Origin of the sequence: Streptomyces sodiiphilus (assembly GCF_039529215.1) — a bacterium.
Classification (GTDB): domain Bacteria; phylum Actinomycetota; class Actinomycetes; order Streptomycetales; family Streptomycetaceae; genus Streptomyces; species Streptomyces sodiiphilus.
In genome coordinates, this window is the sequence record NZ_BAAAMJ010000008.1 from 185,586 (window position 1) to 199,407 (window position 13,822).

Genomic DNA, 13,822 nt, shown 5'->3' on the forward strand with positions numbered 1-13,822 from the left:
GAAACAGGTGTCGATTAGCCTCGGTGGCATGCGTATCGAGATGTGGGCCGACGTCGTCTGCCCCTGGGCCTACATCGGCAAGCGGCGGCTGGAGAAGGCGCTGGCCTCCTGGGACGGCGCCGAGGCCGAGGTGGTCTGGCGGCCGTTCCGCATCGACCCGACGGCCCCCGCCGAGGCCACCCCGGCGGCGGGCATCCTGGCCGAGCCGGGGGCCGGGGAGGCACCGCGGCAGTCCGCCCCGGGCCTGTCCCCCGTGGAGAACCAGGAGCGGGTCGCGGAGGCGGCCGCCGCCGAGGGCATCGGCCCGCGCTGGGGCGCGGCCTGGCGGGCTTCCAGTCAGGACGCGCACCGGCTGCTCCACCTCGCCGGCGAGCACGGCGGCGCCCCGCTCCAGGGGGCAGTGGCCGAGGCGGTGATGCGGGCCCACTTCGTGGAGGCCCTCGACATCAGCGACCACGACGTGCTGGCCCGGGTGGCCCGGCGGGCCGGATTCGCCGAGGGAGGGGACCTGCTGGCGTCCGGCGCGGGGGCGGACGAGGTCACCGAGCTGCTGCTGCGGGGCAAGGCCACGGGGGTGACCACCTCGCCGACGCTGGTGGTGAACGGCCAGGCGCTCACCGGCGCCCGGCACCCGCAGGCAATCACCGACTTCCTGCACCTGGCCGCCCGGCACACGCCGCGTGAGCTGCCCGCCGAGGTGGAGCGCCTGCGGCTGGCCGAGGCGCTGCTGGACGGCGGCGACCCGCTGGGCGCGCTCACCCTGCTCCGTCCCCTGCTGGAGGAGCACGGCACCGACCGGGGCGTGCGGCTGCTGGCCGCCCGCGCCTGGTTCCACTCCGCTCAGCTCCGGCGCGCCGAGGAGGCGCTGCGCGCGCTGGCCGCCGAGGCGCCCGACGACTCCTACGTCCAGCTGCTGCTCGGCCGGGTCCTCCAGCGGCAGGGCCGCGAGCGGGAGGCCACGGCACACCTGCGGGTGGCGGCGGCCATGAACCCGGACTACGGCTGACCGGGAGCCGCGTCACGGGCCGCGCGGCGCTGGAGCAGTCCGATGACGACCTTGGCGGGGACCAGGGAGAGCCAGAACAGGAGCGCGCCGCCCGGTGAGAGGAACGCCAGAGGTACCGCGAGGGCGAAGACCACGAGAGTGACACCGAGGTCGGCGACCTCCAGGCGCCGGCGGCGCGCGTCGCCCGGCTCGCCCCGCAGGCGGCGCTGCCGGTGGACGATGAGCAGCAGGGCCACGTGCACCGCCAGGGTCGCGGCCACGGTGCCCGCGTAGACGGCGACGGCGGGCGACTGGTCGCTGTACTCCGCGAGCAGCGAGGTGGGGAACGGCAGCAGGGCGATCAGCGCGAGGCCCAGCAGGGTCAGCGCCGTGACCTGCGCGTCGAGGGTGGGCAGCTCTGCCAGGAGCCGACGGTGGCCCTGCCAGTACCGGGCGATGACCACGAAGCTCAGCGCGTAGGCGCCCAGGTTCGGCAGGGTGCCGTGCAGGGCCGAGCGGAAGGCCTCGTCGCCCAGCCCCGGGGGGACGGAGAGGTCCAGCACCAGCAGGGTCATGGCGATGGCGAAGACGCCGTCGGACAGGGCGGTCAGGCGCTCGGCGCCCTGCGGCCCGGCCACGGTGCCGGCGGCTGAGCTGTCCACGTCCGCACTCTAGGGACGGGCGCACTCTCACCCCGTGTCACACGCCGGTGACACCGCGAATCGCCCCCGCGGCCCCGCACGTCTCCAAGGGCACCGCGCTCGCGCTCGCACCGGAGCCCGGATCCGTGTTCCGGCGCGCGACGGCCCTCAGTCGTCGCCCTCGTTCCGGTGGCCGCGGCGGGCGTCGCGGTCGAAGATGCCCAGGATCTCGCACGGGCCGCCCTCGGCGCCGATCGCGTGCGGCATCATCGTGGGGAACTCGGCGGCCTGGTGGGTCTCGATGCGGTAGCGGCGGTTGCCGAGCATGAGGGCCGCGGTGCCGGACAGGACGACGAGCCATTCATGTCCCGGATGGGCACGCATGCGCGCCGGATCCGCGGGCGGCGGTCCGGTCAGGCGCCGGCGCACGACGATCATGCCGGGGTCGGCCTTCACGGCCCAGCGCATCATGCCGTGGGCGCTGTCGATCACGGGGCTGGTGACGACGTCGTCGGCGGCGCTCTCCACGAGCTGATCCAGCGTGGTGTCCAGGGCGCGGGCGAGGATGACGAGCTGGTCCAGCGCGAGGCGGCGCCGGCCGTTCTCGATGCGGCTCAGTGAGGACTGGCTGATGCCGGCGCGGCCGGCCAGCTCCTCCAGGGACCAGCCCTGCGCCACCCGCAGGGCGCGGATCCGCTTGCGTACGAGGCCGTCCAGCTCGCCATCTTCTTGCGTCATACGCAGCATAGTATGCCGTCAACGCAAACCGGGGCTAGCGTCGAGGCAGTCGGTTCGGAGCGTCCGGGCCGCACATGTGGAAGCAGGAGGCCTTGCTGTGACGACTTCTCCGTACGCGAGTGACGCACTGCCCGGTGGGACCGTGGACGCGGTGGTGATCGGCGGCGGTGCGGCGGGGCTGAACGGTGCGCTGATGCTCGCCCGCTCCCGGCGCTCGGTCGTGGTGATCGACAGCGGAACGCCGCGCAACGCGCCGGCCGGGGCCATGCACGGCTTCCTCGTCCTGGACGGCATGCCGCCCGCCGAGATCCTCGGGCGGGGCCGGGAGCAGGTGCGTCAGTACGGCGGCCGCGTCGTCCACGGCGAGGTGGCCTCGGCCGAGCCCGCCGCCCCGGCGGCCGAGGGGGATCCGCGCTTCACCGTCGCCCTCGCCGACGGCCGGAGCGTGACCGCGCGCCGGGTGCTGGTGGCCACCGGCCTGCGTGACGTCCTGCCGGAGGTCCCCGGCCTGGCCCGGCACTGGGGGCACGGCGTGGTGCACTGCCCGTACTGCCACGGCTGGGAGGTGCGCGACGAGCCCATCGGCATCCTCGCCACCGGCCCGGCCTCCGTCCACCACGCGCTCCTCTTCCGCCAGCTGACCGAGGACCTGACCTACTTCACGCACGGCACCCACCTGGAGAAGGACATCAGGGCCCGGTTCGCCGCCCGGGGCATCCGCGTCGTCGACACCCCGGTGCGGGACGTGCTGGACAACGAGGACGGCAGCCTGGCGGGAGTACGCCTGGCCGACGGCCGGGTGGTGAGCCGCCGTGTCCTGGCGGTCGCCACGCGACTGGAGGTCCGCAGCGAAGGGCTGGACGGTCTGAAGCTGCCGGTGGAGGACCTGCCCGACGGGATGGGCCGCCGTTTCGTCTCCGGCACGGCCGGCAGCACCGAGGTGCCGGGCGTATGGGTGGCCGGCAACGCCACCGACCCCATGGCCCAGGTCGGTGCCTCCGCGGCGGCCGGCGCCCTGGCCGGGGCCCACATCAACGCCCTGCTGGCCGCCGCGGACACCGAGGCGGCCCTCGCCGCGGGCGGGACATCCGCCCGCTGACGTCACGGCGGGGTCCGGCCCGGCGCGACGCGCGGGCCGATCGGTGCCCGGTTGTTGCCTCGTCGTGACGTCCGCGTCGCCGCTCGGACTGTCCAATCGTGTGAGGAGACATGGCGCGCCGTGTGAAGGTCTTCCGTACGCGCGGCGCGGCGACGAACGGGGGAACTCGCATGACCACCGACCCGCGCTTCCGCCCCGGCAGACCCAGCCGCCGGAGCCTGCTGGGCCTGGGCGCCGCAGGACTGCTCGGAGCCGGCGCGCCGGGGCTGGCCGGATGTGCCAGGCCGCCGATCCCGACAGGGGCCGACGACTGGACGCCGGATCCCACGCCGACCGTGGAGCCGGACCCCAGCGTGGAGCACCCGAGACTCATCGGGGACGGTTCCACCGCGTACACCGGGCCGCAGCCCGGGCAGCCGGAGGCGCGGCGGCTGGAGCGCGGTGAGCGTCCGCCGCAGTTCGTCGTCGCCTCCTGGGACGGCGCGGCCTCGCTGGACGACGGGCTGTTCTCCCGGTTCCGGAAGGTCGCCCAGGACATAGGCGGGTCCATGACCTTCTTCCTGTCCGGGCTGTATCTGCTGCCGGAGTCCCGGCGGGACCTCTATCACCCGCCGGGCAACCCGCAGGGAGCCTCCGACATCGGCTATCTCAGCGACGCCGCCATCCGCGAGACCCTGAAGCAGCTGAGGGCGTCCTGGCTGGAGGGCCACGAGATAGGCACCCACTTCAACGGCCACTTCTGCGGCGGCCCCGGGTCCGTGGAGCACTGGAGCCCGGAGGACTGGCGCAGCGAGATAGACCAGGCGGTGGCGTTCGTCACGCAGTGGCGGACCAACACCGGCTTCGACGACCTGGAGCCGCTGCCCTTCGACTACACCGAGGAACTCGTCGGCGGCCGTACCCCGTGCCTGCTGGGCCAGGAGAATCTGCTGCCCACCGCCGCGGATCTCGGCTGGCGCTACGACGCCAGCTCGCCGGGCAGGCACCAGACGTGGCCGGTCCGCCGGGGGGAGGTGTGGGACTTCCCGCTCCAGCTGCTGCCGTTCCCCGGCTACAGCTTCGAGGTGCTGTCCATGGACTACAACATCCTGGCCAACCAGTCGGGCACCACCAACGGCGACCCGTCCCAGTACGCGCGGTGGCGCGAGGAGGCCCGGGGGACGTTCGTCGCAGGCTTCGAGCGTGCCTACTCCTCCAACCGGGCGCCGCTGTTCATCGGCAACCACTTCGAGCAGTGGAACGGCGGCATCTACATGGACGCCGTCGAGGACGCGCTGCGGGAGATGGCGACCCACGACGAGGTGCGGTTCGTGTCGTTCCGGCAGCTCTGCGACTGGCTGGAGGCCCAGACCCCCGAGGTGGTGGAGAACCTCCGGGGCCTGGGAGTCGGCCAGGCCCCGCTGGGCGGCTGGCAGTCGGTGGTGCCCGCGTAGGACCGCCCGGGTCAGCGGCGGGGGCGGAAGGGGCGGACGACGGGTGGCTTGCCGGTGATGTGCTCGATGAAGCGGCGCGCGACGGTGAGCAGCTTGTCGTTCTGGCGCTGGGAAGCGCGGCGCAGCACGGTGAAGGCCACCTCGGAGTCGCAGCGGCGCTGGGCCATGATGATGCCCAGGGCCTGGTCGATGACGGGCCGGGAGGCGAGGGCCGCGTGCAGGTCCTCGGTGGTCTCCACCAGGTCCGCGATCTTCCGGCTCACCCCGAGCGCGACGGCCGCCTGGCGGGCGAAGATCTCCACCCGTTCCCGGGCCTGCGTGTCGAAGGCGGCGGCCCGCGGGGCGTAAAGGGTGAGGGAGCCGGCGGGGCGGACGTCCCCCGGCACGATCAGGGGGAGTGACAGGGCGCTGCGGACGCCGTGCGCCAGGGCCCTGCCGCGGAAGTGCTGCCAGCGGTCGGCGTCGGCGTCGGCGGTGTCCAGAAGGTGCTGGGTGTCCCGGAAGCGCAGGGCGTCCAGGCCCGGCCCCTCTCCGGCCGCGTACTGCTCCTCGTCGAGGCCGACGGCCCGGGGGTCGTTGCCCGCCGTGACCGGCCCGCTTTCCCCGGGCTGGACGGTGACACCGCAGGACAGCGGGATTCCGGCCGCTCCGGCGGCGCGTTCGGCCAGCCCTTCGAGGAACTCCTCCAGTCCTTCGGCGGCCAGGAGCAGCCCCATGAGCTGGGTGGTCCCGGCTTCGGCAGCGGACTGGGGCGTGTCCTTCTCGGCGGGGAGATCGTGCATGGTCAACGGGTACCTCCTGACCCGTCCGGTCGGCCTTCTCCCCCGTGGCCGGCCGGGCGCTGGCGCTCCGCCCGCACCGGGACCGTCCGCCGTCCGGCGGATGAGCCGGACGGGTGGACGGGGCCCGGTACGTCGGGCTCGTTCACCTCGACGGGAGCGAGTACCCCGTTGGCGTCCCGGTAAAATAATTGCATTGGGCAACTAGTGTCGTGCGGCAACAGTTACCCGATCGTCTCATGTCCGGCGGCACGCCACAACGCCCCCCCTCGACCCGCAGCAGCCGACTCCGGCGGCGCGAGTGTTCACCCACCCCTCGTTCCGGCTTCCCCGTCCGGGTGACCCCCGTTCACCAGGGGGTTCGCACACCGGAAGGAAAGGAACCGTTCACCGGACGGGCGCTGTGCCGGTCCGCGGCCGGCCCGTAACTTCCCGGTGGCCACGTCGAGGGTTCCTACCCGAAGGAGCAGTTGTGGAACGTCGTACGTTTCTCCGTGCCGCCGTGCTGGGCGCCACTCCGGTGGCGCTCGGCTTCACCATGACCAAGGAGTCCTTCGCGGCTCCCGCCCAGACCGGCCCCAGCCCCTACGGGCCGCTGCAGGCAGCGGACGCCAACGGCATCCGGCTGCCCGCCGGGTTCACCAGCCGGGTGGTGGCCCGCTCCGGCCGGACCGTCCCGGGTACCGGCTACGTCTGGCACGGCGCTCCCGACGGCGGCGCCTGCTTCCCGGACGGGTCCGGCTGGATCTACGTCTCCAACGCCGAGCTCGGCCGGCCCTCCGGCGGCGTCAGCGCGCTGCGGTTCAACAGCAGCGGCACCGTCACCGGCGCGTACCGCACACTGTCGGGGACCGACCGCAACTGCGCCGGCGGCGCCACCCCCTGGAACACCTGGCTGTCCTGCGAGGAGGTGCCCTACGGCTACGTGTGGGAGACCGACCCGCGCGGCATCACCGCCGCCACCCGCCGCGACGCCATGGGCCGCTTCAAGCACGAGGCCGCCGCCTGTGACCCGGACCGCCGGGTGATCTACCTGACCGAGGACGAGACCAACGGCTGCTTCTACCGGTTCCGCCCGAACACCTGGGGCAGCCTCTCCGAGGGCGGGACCCTGGAGGTCATGGTGGCCGGATCGGCGACCTCGGGCACCGCGACCTGGGCCCGCGTCCCCAACCCCACTCCGGGCTCCGGCTCCACCCCCACCCGCAGCCAGGTCAGCGGCGCCAAGCGGTTCAACGGCGGCGAGGGCTGCTACTACGCCGCCGGGAAGTGCTACTTCACCACCAAGGGCGACAACCGGGTCTGGCAGTTCAACGCCGCCGACAACACCTACGAGCTGGTCTACGACGACAACCTCACCCCGAACCCACCGCTCACCGGGGTGGACAACATCACCGGTTCGGCCGGCGGCGACCTGTTCGTCGCCGAGGACGGCGGGAACATGGAGATCTGCATCATCACCCCGGACGGAACGGTGGCCCCCTTCCTGCGGATCACCGGACAGAACTCCTCGGAGATCTGCGGTCCGGCCTTCAACCCGGCCGGCAACCGCCTGTACTTCTCCTCGCAGCGCGGCACCTCCGGCAGCTCGTCCGGCGGCATCACCTACGAAGTGACCGGCGCCTTCCGCTGACCGGTCCCGGAACCCCCGCCGGGCCACCGGACCGGGGCGCCGTGCCACGGTCCGCCCACCAGCGTTCGCCCGCACCTGCGGGCGAATGTCACTATGGGCGTACTATGGCACGAATCGGGCGCTTCACGGCGTCGCTCCCCCGGCCCCGGTGGCTCGGCGGCCGGAGCGCCGCCGGCCAGGTGTTCGTGCTGCAGATGGTGATCGTCCTGATGCTGGTCACCGTGTGGGGGGCCGTGCTGGTCCTGCAGACCCAGCGCGAGAACGAGCGCGAGGCCGAGGCCCGCGCCGTCTCCGTCGCCGAGACCTTCTCCAGGGCCCCCGGCCTGAACGAGATGCTGATGCGGGAGAACCCCAGCACCGCCCTCCAGCCGCTCACCAACCGCGTCAGAGTACGCTCCGGTGTCGACTTCGTCGTGGTGATGACGACCGACGGTGTCCGCTACACCCACCCCAACCCCGACCGGATCGGCGAACGCTTCGTCGGCACCATCACCCCCGCACGCCTCGGGGCGACCGTCACCGAGAGCATCGCCAGCCCACTGGGCCCGGCCGTGCAGGCCGTGGCTCCCGTCTACGGCCCCGACGGCTCGATCATCGCCCTGGTCGCCGCCGGCATCACCGTCTCCTCGGTCGCCGAGGAGGTCGGCCGCGAACTCCCCCTGCTGCTGGGCACCGGCGCCGCGGGCCTCGCGCTGGCCGTCTTCGGGACCGCTGCGCTCAGCAGACGACTGTCCCGCCAGACGCACGGACTGGGCCCGCTGGAGATGGCCCGCATGTACGAGCACCACGACGCCGTGCTGCACGCCGTCCGGGAGGGCGTCCTCATCCTCGACGGAGAGGGCCGGCTGCTGCTCGCCAACGACGAGGCCCGCCGACTGCTGGAACTGCCCGCCGACGCCGAGGGCCGGCACGCCACCGACCTCGGGCTGGAGCCGGCCACCGCGGAACTGCTCACCTCGCGACGGCCCGCCGCGGACGAGGTGCACATGGCCGGGGACCGGCTGCTGGCCGTCAACCAGCAGCCGACCGACGTGCACGGCGGCCCGGCCGGAAGCGTCGCCACCTTCCGCGACACCACCGAACTGCGCGCCCTGTCCGGACGGGCCGAGACCGCCCAGCGGCGGCTGCGGCTGCTGTACGACGCGGGGGTGCGCATGGGCACCACGCTGGACGTGACGCGGACGGCCCAGGACCTGGCGGACGTGGTGGTCCCCCGGTTCGCCGACCACGCCACCGTGGACCTGACCGAGAGGGCCACGCGGGGCGACGAGCCGCTGCGGCCCTCCCCCGGGCTGAGCCGCGCGGCCACCAGCGGCACCGACCGGCGGGTCCCGCTGTATCCGCCGGGCGAGCTGGGAGAAGCCCTCACCGCCGTGCCCCGGCTCTGGGAACTGACCGACGGCAGGCCCGAGCCCGCCGAGGTCACCGCACAGCTCGAGCGCCGCGGCATCCGCTCGCTGTGCACGGTGCCCCTGCGCGCGGGCGGCGAGGTGCTGGGCGTGGCCCGTTTCTACCGCTCGGGCGACCGGGAGCCGTTCGACGCCGAGGACCTCTCGCTCGCCGAGGAGCTGGCCGCCCGCGCCGCCGTGAGCATCGACAACGCCGGCCGGTACACCCGGGAGCACACCATGGCCGTGACGCTCCAGCGCAGCCTGCTGCCGCGCGGCCTGCCGGAACAGAACGCCCTGGAGGTCGCCTCCCGCTACCTGCCGGCCCACGCCGGAGTCGGCGGGGACTGGTTCGACGTGATCCCGCTGTCCGGGGCCCGGGTCGCCCTGGTCGTGGGCGATGTCGTGGGGCACGGGCTGCACGCCGCCGCCACCATGGGCCGGCTGCGCACCGCGGTGCACAACTTCTCCACCCTGGACCTGCCGCCCGACGAACTGCTGGCGCATCTCGACGAGCTGGTGGCCCGCATCGACCACGAGGAGCCGGACGTCTCCGGCTCCAGCAGCCTCAGCGCCCGCGCGATCACCGGGGCCACCTGCCTGTACGCCGTCTACGACCCGGTCTCCCGCACCTGCACGATGGCCAGGGCCGGTCACCCGCAGCCCGCCCTGGTGCACCCGGACGGAAGCGTCCGGTTCTGGGATCTGCCGGCCGGTCCCCCGCTCGGCCTGGGCGGCCTGCCGTTCCAGGTGGCCGAGCAGCGGGTGCCCGAGGGCAGCCGGCTGGTGCTGTACACCGACGGCCTCGTCGAGAACCGCACACGGGACATCGACGAAGGGCTGGAGATGCTGCGCGATGCCCTGGCCGGCCCGGACCGGTCCCCGGAGGAGACCTGCCGCCAGGTGCTCGACGCGATGCTCCCGGCCCGATCCGGGGACGACATCGCGCTGCTCGTCGCCCGGACCCGGGTGCTGGACCCCGGCCGGGTGGCCGAGTGGTACATCCCCGACGACCCGGCCGCCGTCTCCCGGGTCCGCGCGGACGTCTCCCGCCGGCTGACCGCCTGGGACCTGGACGACATCGCGTTCAGCACCGAGCTGATCCTCAGCGAGCTGGTGACCAACGCACTGCGCCACGCCAGCGGCCCGATCCGGGTCCGGCTGCTCCACGACCGCGCGCTGATCTGCGAGGTCTCCGACACCAGCAGCACCTCGCCGCACCTGCGGTACGCCGAGGCCACCGACGAGGGCGGCAGGGGACTGTTCCTGGTCGCCCAGTTCGCCGACCGCTGGGGCACCCGCTACACCCCGGAGGGAAAGGTGATCTGGGCCGAGCAGCCCCTGCCCGGTACCGCCTTCCCACCGGGCGGGAACGGGTGAGACGCGCCGGAAGGGGGCGGCGGGGCCCTGAACGGAATGGACCCGTGCCCCGCGGGTACGCCGGGAACCGGAAGCGGACGACGGGGGCCTGACGGAGGTGGCTGCCGTGTTCTTCACCGATCGTGCCGAGGCCGGGCGCAGACTGGCCCAGGAGCTGGAGCGGCTGAACGGGCTGCGCGACGCGGAGCCGGTGGTCATCGGGCTCGCCCGCGGCGGACTGCCGGTCGCCGCCGAGGTCGCCGCGGCGCTGGACGCGCCGCTGGACGTGGGAGTGGTGCGCAAGCTCGGTGTGCCCTCCCAGCCCGAACTCGGCATGGGGGCCATCGGTGAGGACGGGGTCCGCGTCATCAACGACGAGGTCGTCCGGCTGGCCGGCGCCTCGTCCGAGGCGCTGGCCCGGGTGGAGGCACGCGAGCGGACCGAGCTGGAACGACGCGCCCACGACTACCGCCGGGGCCGGGAACGCACCGACCTGACGGGACGCACCGCCGTGCTGGTGGACGACGGCATCGCCACCGGGTCCACCGCCCGCGCCGCCTGCCGGTCGGCGCGCAGGCGCGGCGCGGCACGGGTGGTTCTCGCGGTGCCGGTCGCCCCGCGAGGCTGGGAGGAGCGGCTGGGCGAGGACGCCGACGACCTGGTGGCCGTGGACACCCCGCGTGACTTCATGGCGGTCGGCCAGTTCTACGCCGACTTCGCCCAGACCGGCGACGAGGAGGTCATCGCCTGCCTGGACGAGGCGGCCGGCCGCACCGGGGGAGCCGGGCCGGAGCCCCGGGGGGAATCGGGCGCGGGTACGGACACCGAGGTGGCCGTGGGGGCGGGAGACGTGACGCTCCAGGGGCGGCTGACAGTGCCGCCGGGGGCGTCGGGCGTGGTGGTCTTCGTGCACGGCAGCGGCAGCAGCCGGCACAGTCCCCGCAACCGCTACGTGGCGGGGGTGCTGCAGGAGGCGGGGCTGGGAACGCTGCTGTTCGACCTGCTCACCGAGGCCGAGGAGCGGGACCGGGCCAACGTCTTCGACACCGGGCTGCTGGCCCGGCGTCTGTCGGAGGTCATCGGATGGCTCAAGGGACAGCCGGCCGCGCAGGACCTGCCGGTGGGCTGCTTCGGCGCGAGCACCGGGGCCGGAGCGGCCCTGTGGCTGGCCGCGGACCGGCCCGGGCAGATCGCGGCGGTGGTCTCCCGGGGCGGCCGGCCCGACCTGGCCGGGCCGCGGCTGGCGGACGTGCGGACTCCGGTGCTGCTCGTCGTCGGCGGGCAGGACCCGGTCGTGCTGGACCTGAACCGCCAGGCACTGGCGGAGCTGGGCACCCGGGAGAGCCGGCTGGCGGTGGTGCCGGGTGCCACGCACCTGTTCGAGGAGCCCGGCACCCTGGAGGAAGCCGCCGCGCTGGCCAGGGACTGGTTCACCGGACACCTCGCCGCTCCCCCGGCCCGGCAGGAGGGCGCCGGCGGCTGAGCGGCCGGGCACGGAAGGGGGATCAGTCCGCCCGGGCACGGTCCTTGCGCAGGAAGCGGCGCAGCCGGGCCGGCGGCCAGGTGTTGATGACGTCGTCCGTGGTGAGCCAGCCGCGCTGGGCGGTTCCCACTCCGTAGCGCACCTGGTCCAGTTCGGCGGTGGAGTGGGCGTCGCTGTCGACCGCGAACCGCACGCCGTACCGCCGGGCCCGCAGGATGTCCTCGTCGCGCAGGTCGAGCCGGTGCGGGCTGCCGTTGATCTCCAGGGCGGTCCCGGTGCGGGCACAGGCGGCGAAGACCTCGTCGAGATCGGCGTCGATGCCCGGCCGCCGGCCGATCCGGCGCGTCGTGGGGTGTCCGATGATGTGGACGTGCGGATTCTCGCAGGCACGCACCAGACGGCGGGTCTGCTCCCGGCGCCCGAGGCCGAAGTGCGAGTGCACGGAGGCGACGCACACGTCGAATCCGGCCAGGAACTCCGCGGGCCAGTCCACCCCTCCGTGCTCGTCGATGTTGAGCTCGGCGCCGTGCAGCAGGCGCATGCCCCGGTGCCGGCGTGCCAGGGCGCGCAGCTGCTCGCGCTGGCGGAGGATCTTCTCGTCGGTCATGCGCTGCATGGCCAGCCCCGGTGCGTGGTCGGTCACCGCCCAGTAGGAGTAGCCGCGCCGCGCCGCCGCGGCCGCCATGTCCTCCAGTGAGGCCACGCCGTCGGTCAGGTCGGTGTGCGTGTGCAGGTCGCCGCGAAGATCGTCGACGGTGACCGGGCCGGGCAGCTCACCGCGGAGCGCGGCGGCGATCTCGCCGCGGTCCTCGCGCATGGCCGGCGGTATCCAGGGCAGCCCGAGCGCCGCGTAGAGGTCCTCCTCCCGCGCGGCGGAGGCGACCGGTTTCCCGGTCTCGGCGTCGAACAGGCCGTACTCGGAGAGCTTGAGGCCGTGGCGGACGGCGATCTCGCGGACCCGGACGTTGTGGGCCCGGGAGCCGGTGAAGTAGAGCAGTCCGGAGCCCCAGGCCTCGGGGGGCAGCACCCGCAGGTCGACCTGGAGCCCGGCGGAGGTGCGCACCGAGGTCTTCTTGTCCCCGTGCACGACGGTCTCCGCGGCCAGGGGGAGCCGGGTGAGGGCCTCCATGAACGGTCCTGGGTCGCGGGCCGCGACGAGGATGTCGATGTCCCCGACGGTCTCCTTCATCCGGCGAAGCGAGCCGGCCGGCGCGCAGTCCGCGCAGCCGGGCACCTCCCGCAGGGCGGCCGCGATCTCCCCGGCGATCCCGGTCGCGGCGTCCAGCAGGATGCGGTCCCCGGCCTGCCGCATCAGCTCCACGCCGTGCAGGATGTGGGCCTCGGTGCGCTCGCCGAAGCCCTTGAGGTCGCGGACGCGCCCGGCGCGGGCGGCGGCGGCCAGTTCGTCCACGGAGGAGACACCGAGTTCCCGGTGGAGCGTCATCGCCTTGCGGGGCCCCAGGTCGGGCACCGCGACGAGTTCCCGGACGCCCGGCGGGATCTGTGTCCGGGTCTCCTCCAGCGCCGGGATCCGGCCGGTCTCCAGGTACTCGGTGATCTTGCCGGCGATCGAGCGGCCGACGCCGGGGATCTGCCGCAGGTCCGCCTCGTCCAGCCGGCCGATGTCCGCCGGGTGGCCGGCGACGGCGCGCGCCGCCTTCTCGTAGGCGCGGGCCTTGAAGGCGTCCTGGCCGGTGATGGCGAGGAGGCCGGCGTACTCCTGGAGTACCGCCGCGACCTCCTCATTGGGGCGGGCCATGGCGCCGCGGCCTCAGGGCAGCGGCTGGAGCAGGGCGCGCACGTCGTGCGGGAACTGCTGGAGCACCAGTTCGAGCTGGCCGGGCGACAGCCGCTGGTGCAGTCCCGCGGTGATCGAGGACAGCGTGTCCGGGACCTCCTCGACGGGGATGATCGCCTCCCGGGCGAAGCGCTCGGTGAAAGCCTCCCGGTCGTACTTGACGGGAACCGTGCTCGGGTCCCAGCCCTCGTAGTACACGCCGCGCAGCAGCTCGGGCAGCTGGGCGGCGAAGTTGGCGGCGACGTCGACGGTGAGCCGGTCGCGGAAGGTGTGCAGCCAGGCACGCAGGGCGCGGTAGGCGAGCTGGTGGTCGGTTGTTCCCAGCGCCTCGGCCACGCTGTTGAGCCAGGTGTGCGAGGTGTGCAGGGCGTGCTCGAGGCTGTCCGGTCGTTTGGACATGGTTTTCCCTTTCACCGGAAGGTCACGGATATCCGTGACTGCTCGTGAGCGTCTGCCCGGGAGCGTCGGCCCGCGAACAGCACAAAG

The 13,822-nt window shown here is 73.8% G+C and carries 11 protein-coding genes; 6 read left to right on the forward strand and 5 right to left on the reverse strand.

What is annotated here, in order from left to right; all coding sequences use genetic code 11:
* The first annotated feature begins 28 nt into the window (after window positions 1-28).
* Window positions 29-1,006, forward strand: a complete 978-nt coding sequence (locus tag ABD299_RS04130) for a DsbA family protein (protein ID WP_344258905.1) — start codon at window positions 29-31, stop codon at window positions 1,004-1,006.
* On the opposite strand, the gene ABD299_RS04135 is transcribed toward ABD299_RS04130, so the two are convergent.
* On the reverse strand, window positions 997-1,647 hold the full coding sequence (locus tag ABD299_RS04135) for a TMEM175 family protein (protein ID WP_344258906.1): 651 nt from the start codon (window positions 1,645-1,647) through the stop codon (window positions 997-999). The two genes, ABD299_RS04130 and ABD299_RS04135, sit on opposite strands and share 10 nt — an antisense overlap.
* A 147-nt stretch (window positions 1,648-1,794) precedes the next feature.
* Window positions 1,795-2,373 (reverse strand): helix-turn-helix domain-containing protein, encoded by a 579-nt coding sequence (locus ABD299_RS04140; RefSeq protein WP_344258907.1) that lies wholly within the window; start codon window positions 2,371-2,373, stop codon window positions 1,795-1,797.
* 88 nt (window positions 2,374-2,461) lie between these two features.
* Here ABD299_RS04140 and ABD299_RS04145 point away from each other — a divergent pair, with 88 nt between their 5' ends.
* Complete coding sequence (locus ABD299_RS04145) at window positions 2,462-3,463, forward strand: NAD(P)/FAD-dependent oxidoreductase (protein WP_344258909.1); 1,002 nt, start codon at window positions 2,462-2,464, stop codon at window positions 3,461-3,463.
* A 170-nt stretch (window positions 3,464-3,633) separates the two neighbouring features.
* The gene (locus ABD299_RS04150) at window positions 3,634-4,896 is read left to right on the forward strand and encodes a polysaccharide deacetylase family protein (protein ID WP_344258911.1); all 1,263 of its coding nucleotides are present in this window, start codon (window positions 3,634-3,636) and stop codon (window positions 4,894-4,896) included.
* An 11-nt stretch (window positions 4,897-4,907) separates the two neighbouring features.
* On the opposite strand, the gene ABD299_RS04155 is transcribed toward ABD299_RS04150, so the two are convergent.
* On the reverse strand, window positions 4,908-5,678 hold the full coding sequence (locus tag ABD299_RS04155; protein ID WP_344259030.1) for a GAF and ANTAR domain-containing protein: 771 nt from the start codon (window positions 5,676-5,678) through the stop codon (window positions 4,908-4,910).
* 469 nt (window positions 5,679-6,147) lie between these two features.
* On the opposite strand from ABD299_RS04155, the gene ABD299_RS04160 reads away from it, so the two are divergent.
* The 3 genes from ABD299_RS04160 to ABD299_RS04170 all read left to right on the forward strand — a co-directional run bounded on the left by ABD299_RS04160 (window position 6,148) and on the right by ABD299_RS04170 (window position 11,538).
* Window positions 6,148-7,308: an alkaline phosphatase PhoX gene (locus ABD299_RS04160; protein ID WP_344258912.1), complete on the forward strand. Its 1,161-nt coding sequence runs from the start codon at window positions 6,148-6,150 to the stop codon at window positions 7,306-7,308.
* A 104-nt stretch (window positions 7,309-7,412) separates the two neighbouring features.
* Entirely contained in the window at window positions 7,413-10,076 is a 2,664-nt protein-coding gene (locus tag ABD299_RS04165) for a SpoIIE family protein phosphatase (RefSeq protein ID WP_344258913.1), read from the forward strand.
* Between the two features lie 106 nt (window positions 10,077-10,182).
* Entirely contained in the window at window positions 10,183-11,538 is a 1,356-nt protein-coding gene (locus ABD299_RS04170; RefSeq protein ID WP_344258914.1) for a phosphoribosyltransferase family protein, read from the forward strand.
* A gap of 22 nt (window positions 11,539-11,560) precedes the next feature.
* On the opposite strand, the gene polX is transcribed toward ABD299_RS04170, so the two are convergent.
* Both polX and ABD299_RS04180 read right to left on the reverse strand, forming a co-directional pair.
* Window positions 11,561-13,297, reverse strand: coding sequence for a DNA polymerase/3'-5' exonuclease PolX (gene polX, locus ABD299_RS04175; protein WP_344258915.1), 1,737 nt, complete (start codon window positions 13,295-13,297; stop codon window positions 11,561-11,563).
* A 12-nt stretch (window positions 13,298-13,309) separates the two neighbouring features.
* On the reverse strand, window positions 13,310-13,735 hold the full coding sequence (locus tag ABD299_RS04180) for a DUF2267 domain-containing protein (RefSeq protein WP_344258917.1): 426 nt from the start codon (window positions 13,733-13,735) through the stop codon (window positions 13,310-13,312).
* Window positions 13,736-13,822: the final 87 nt, after the last annotated feature.

Bases quoted from the DNA above. Each gene is read 5' to 3' on its own strand.
- ABD299_RS04130 (WP_344258905.1), top strand. From the start codon at position 29: ATGCGTATCGAGATGTGGGCCGACGTCGTCTGCCCCTGGGCCTACATC.
- ABD299_RS04140 (WP_344258907.1), bottom strand. From the start codon at position 2,373: ATGCTGCGTATGACGCAAGAAGATGGCGAGCTGGACGGCCTCGTACGC.
- ABD299_RS04150 (WP_344258911.1), top strand. From the start codon at position 3,634: ATGACCACCGACCCGCGCTTCCGCCCCGGCAGACCCAGCCGCCGGAGC.
- ABD299_RS04155 (WP_344259030.1), bottom strand. From the start codon at position 5,678: ATGCACGATCTCCCCGCCGAGAAGGACACGCCCCAGTCCGCTGCCGAA.
- ABD299_RS04165 (WP_344258913.1), top strand. From the start codon at position 7,413: ATGGCACGAATCGGGCGCTTCACGGCGTCGCTCCCCCGGCCCCGGTGG.
- polX (WP_344258915.1), bottom strand. From the start codon at position 13,297: ATGGCCCGCCCCAATGAGGAGGTCGCGGCGGTACTCCAGGAGTACGCC.
- ABD299_RS04180 (WP_344258917.1), bottom strand. From the start codon at position 13,735: ATGTCCAAACGACCGGACAGCCTCGAGCACGCCCTGCACACCTCGCAC.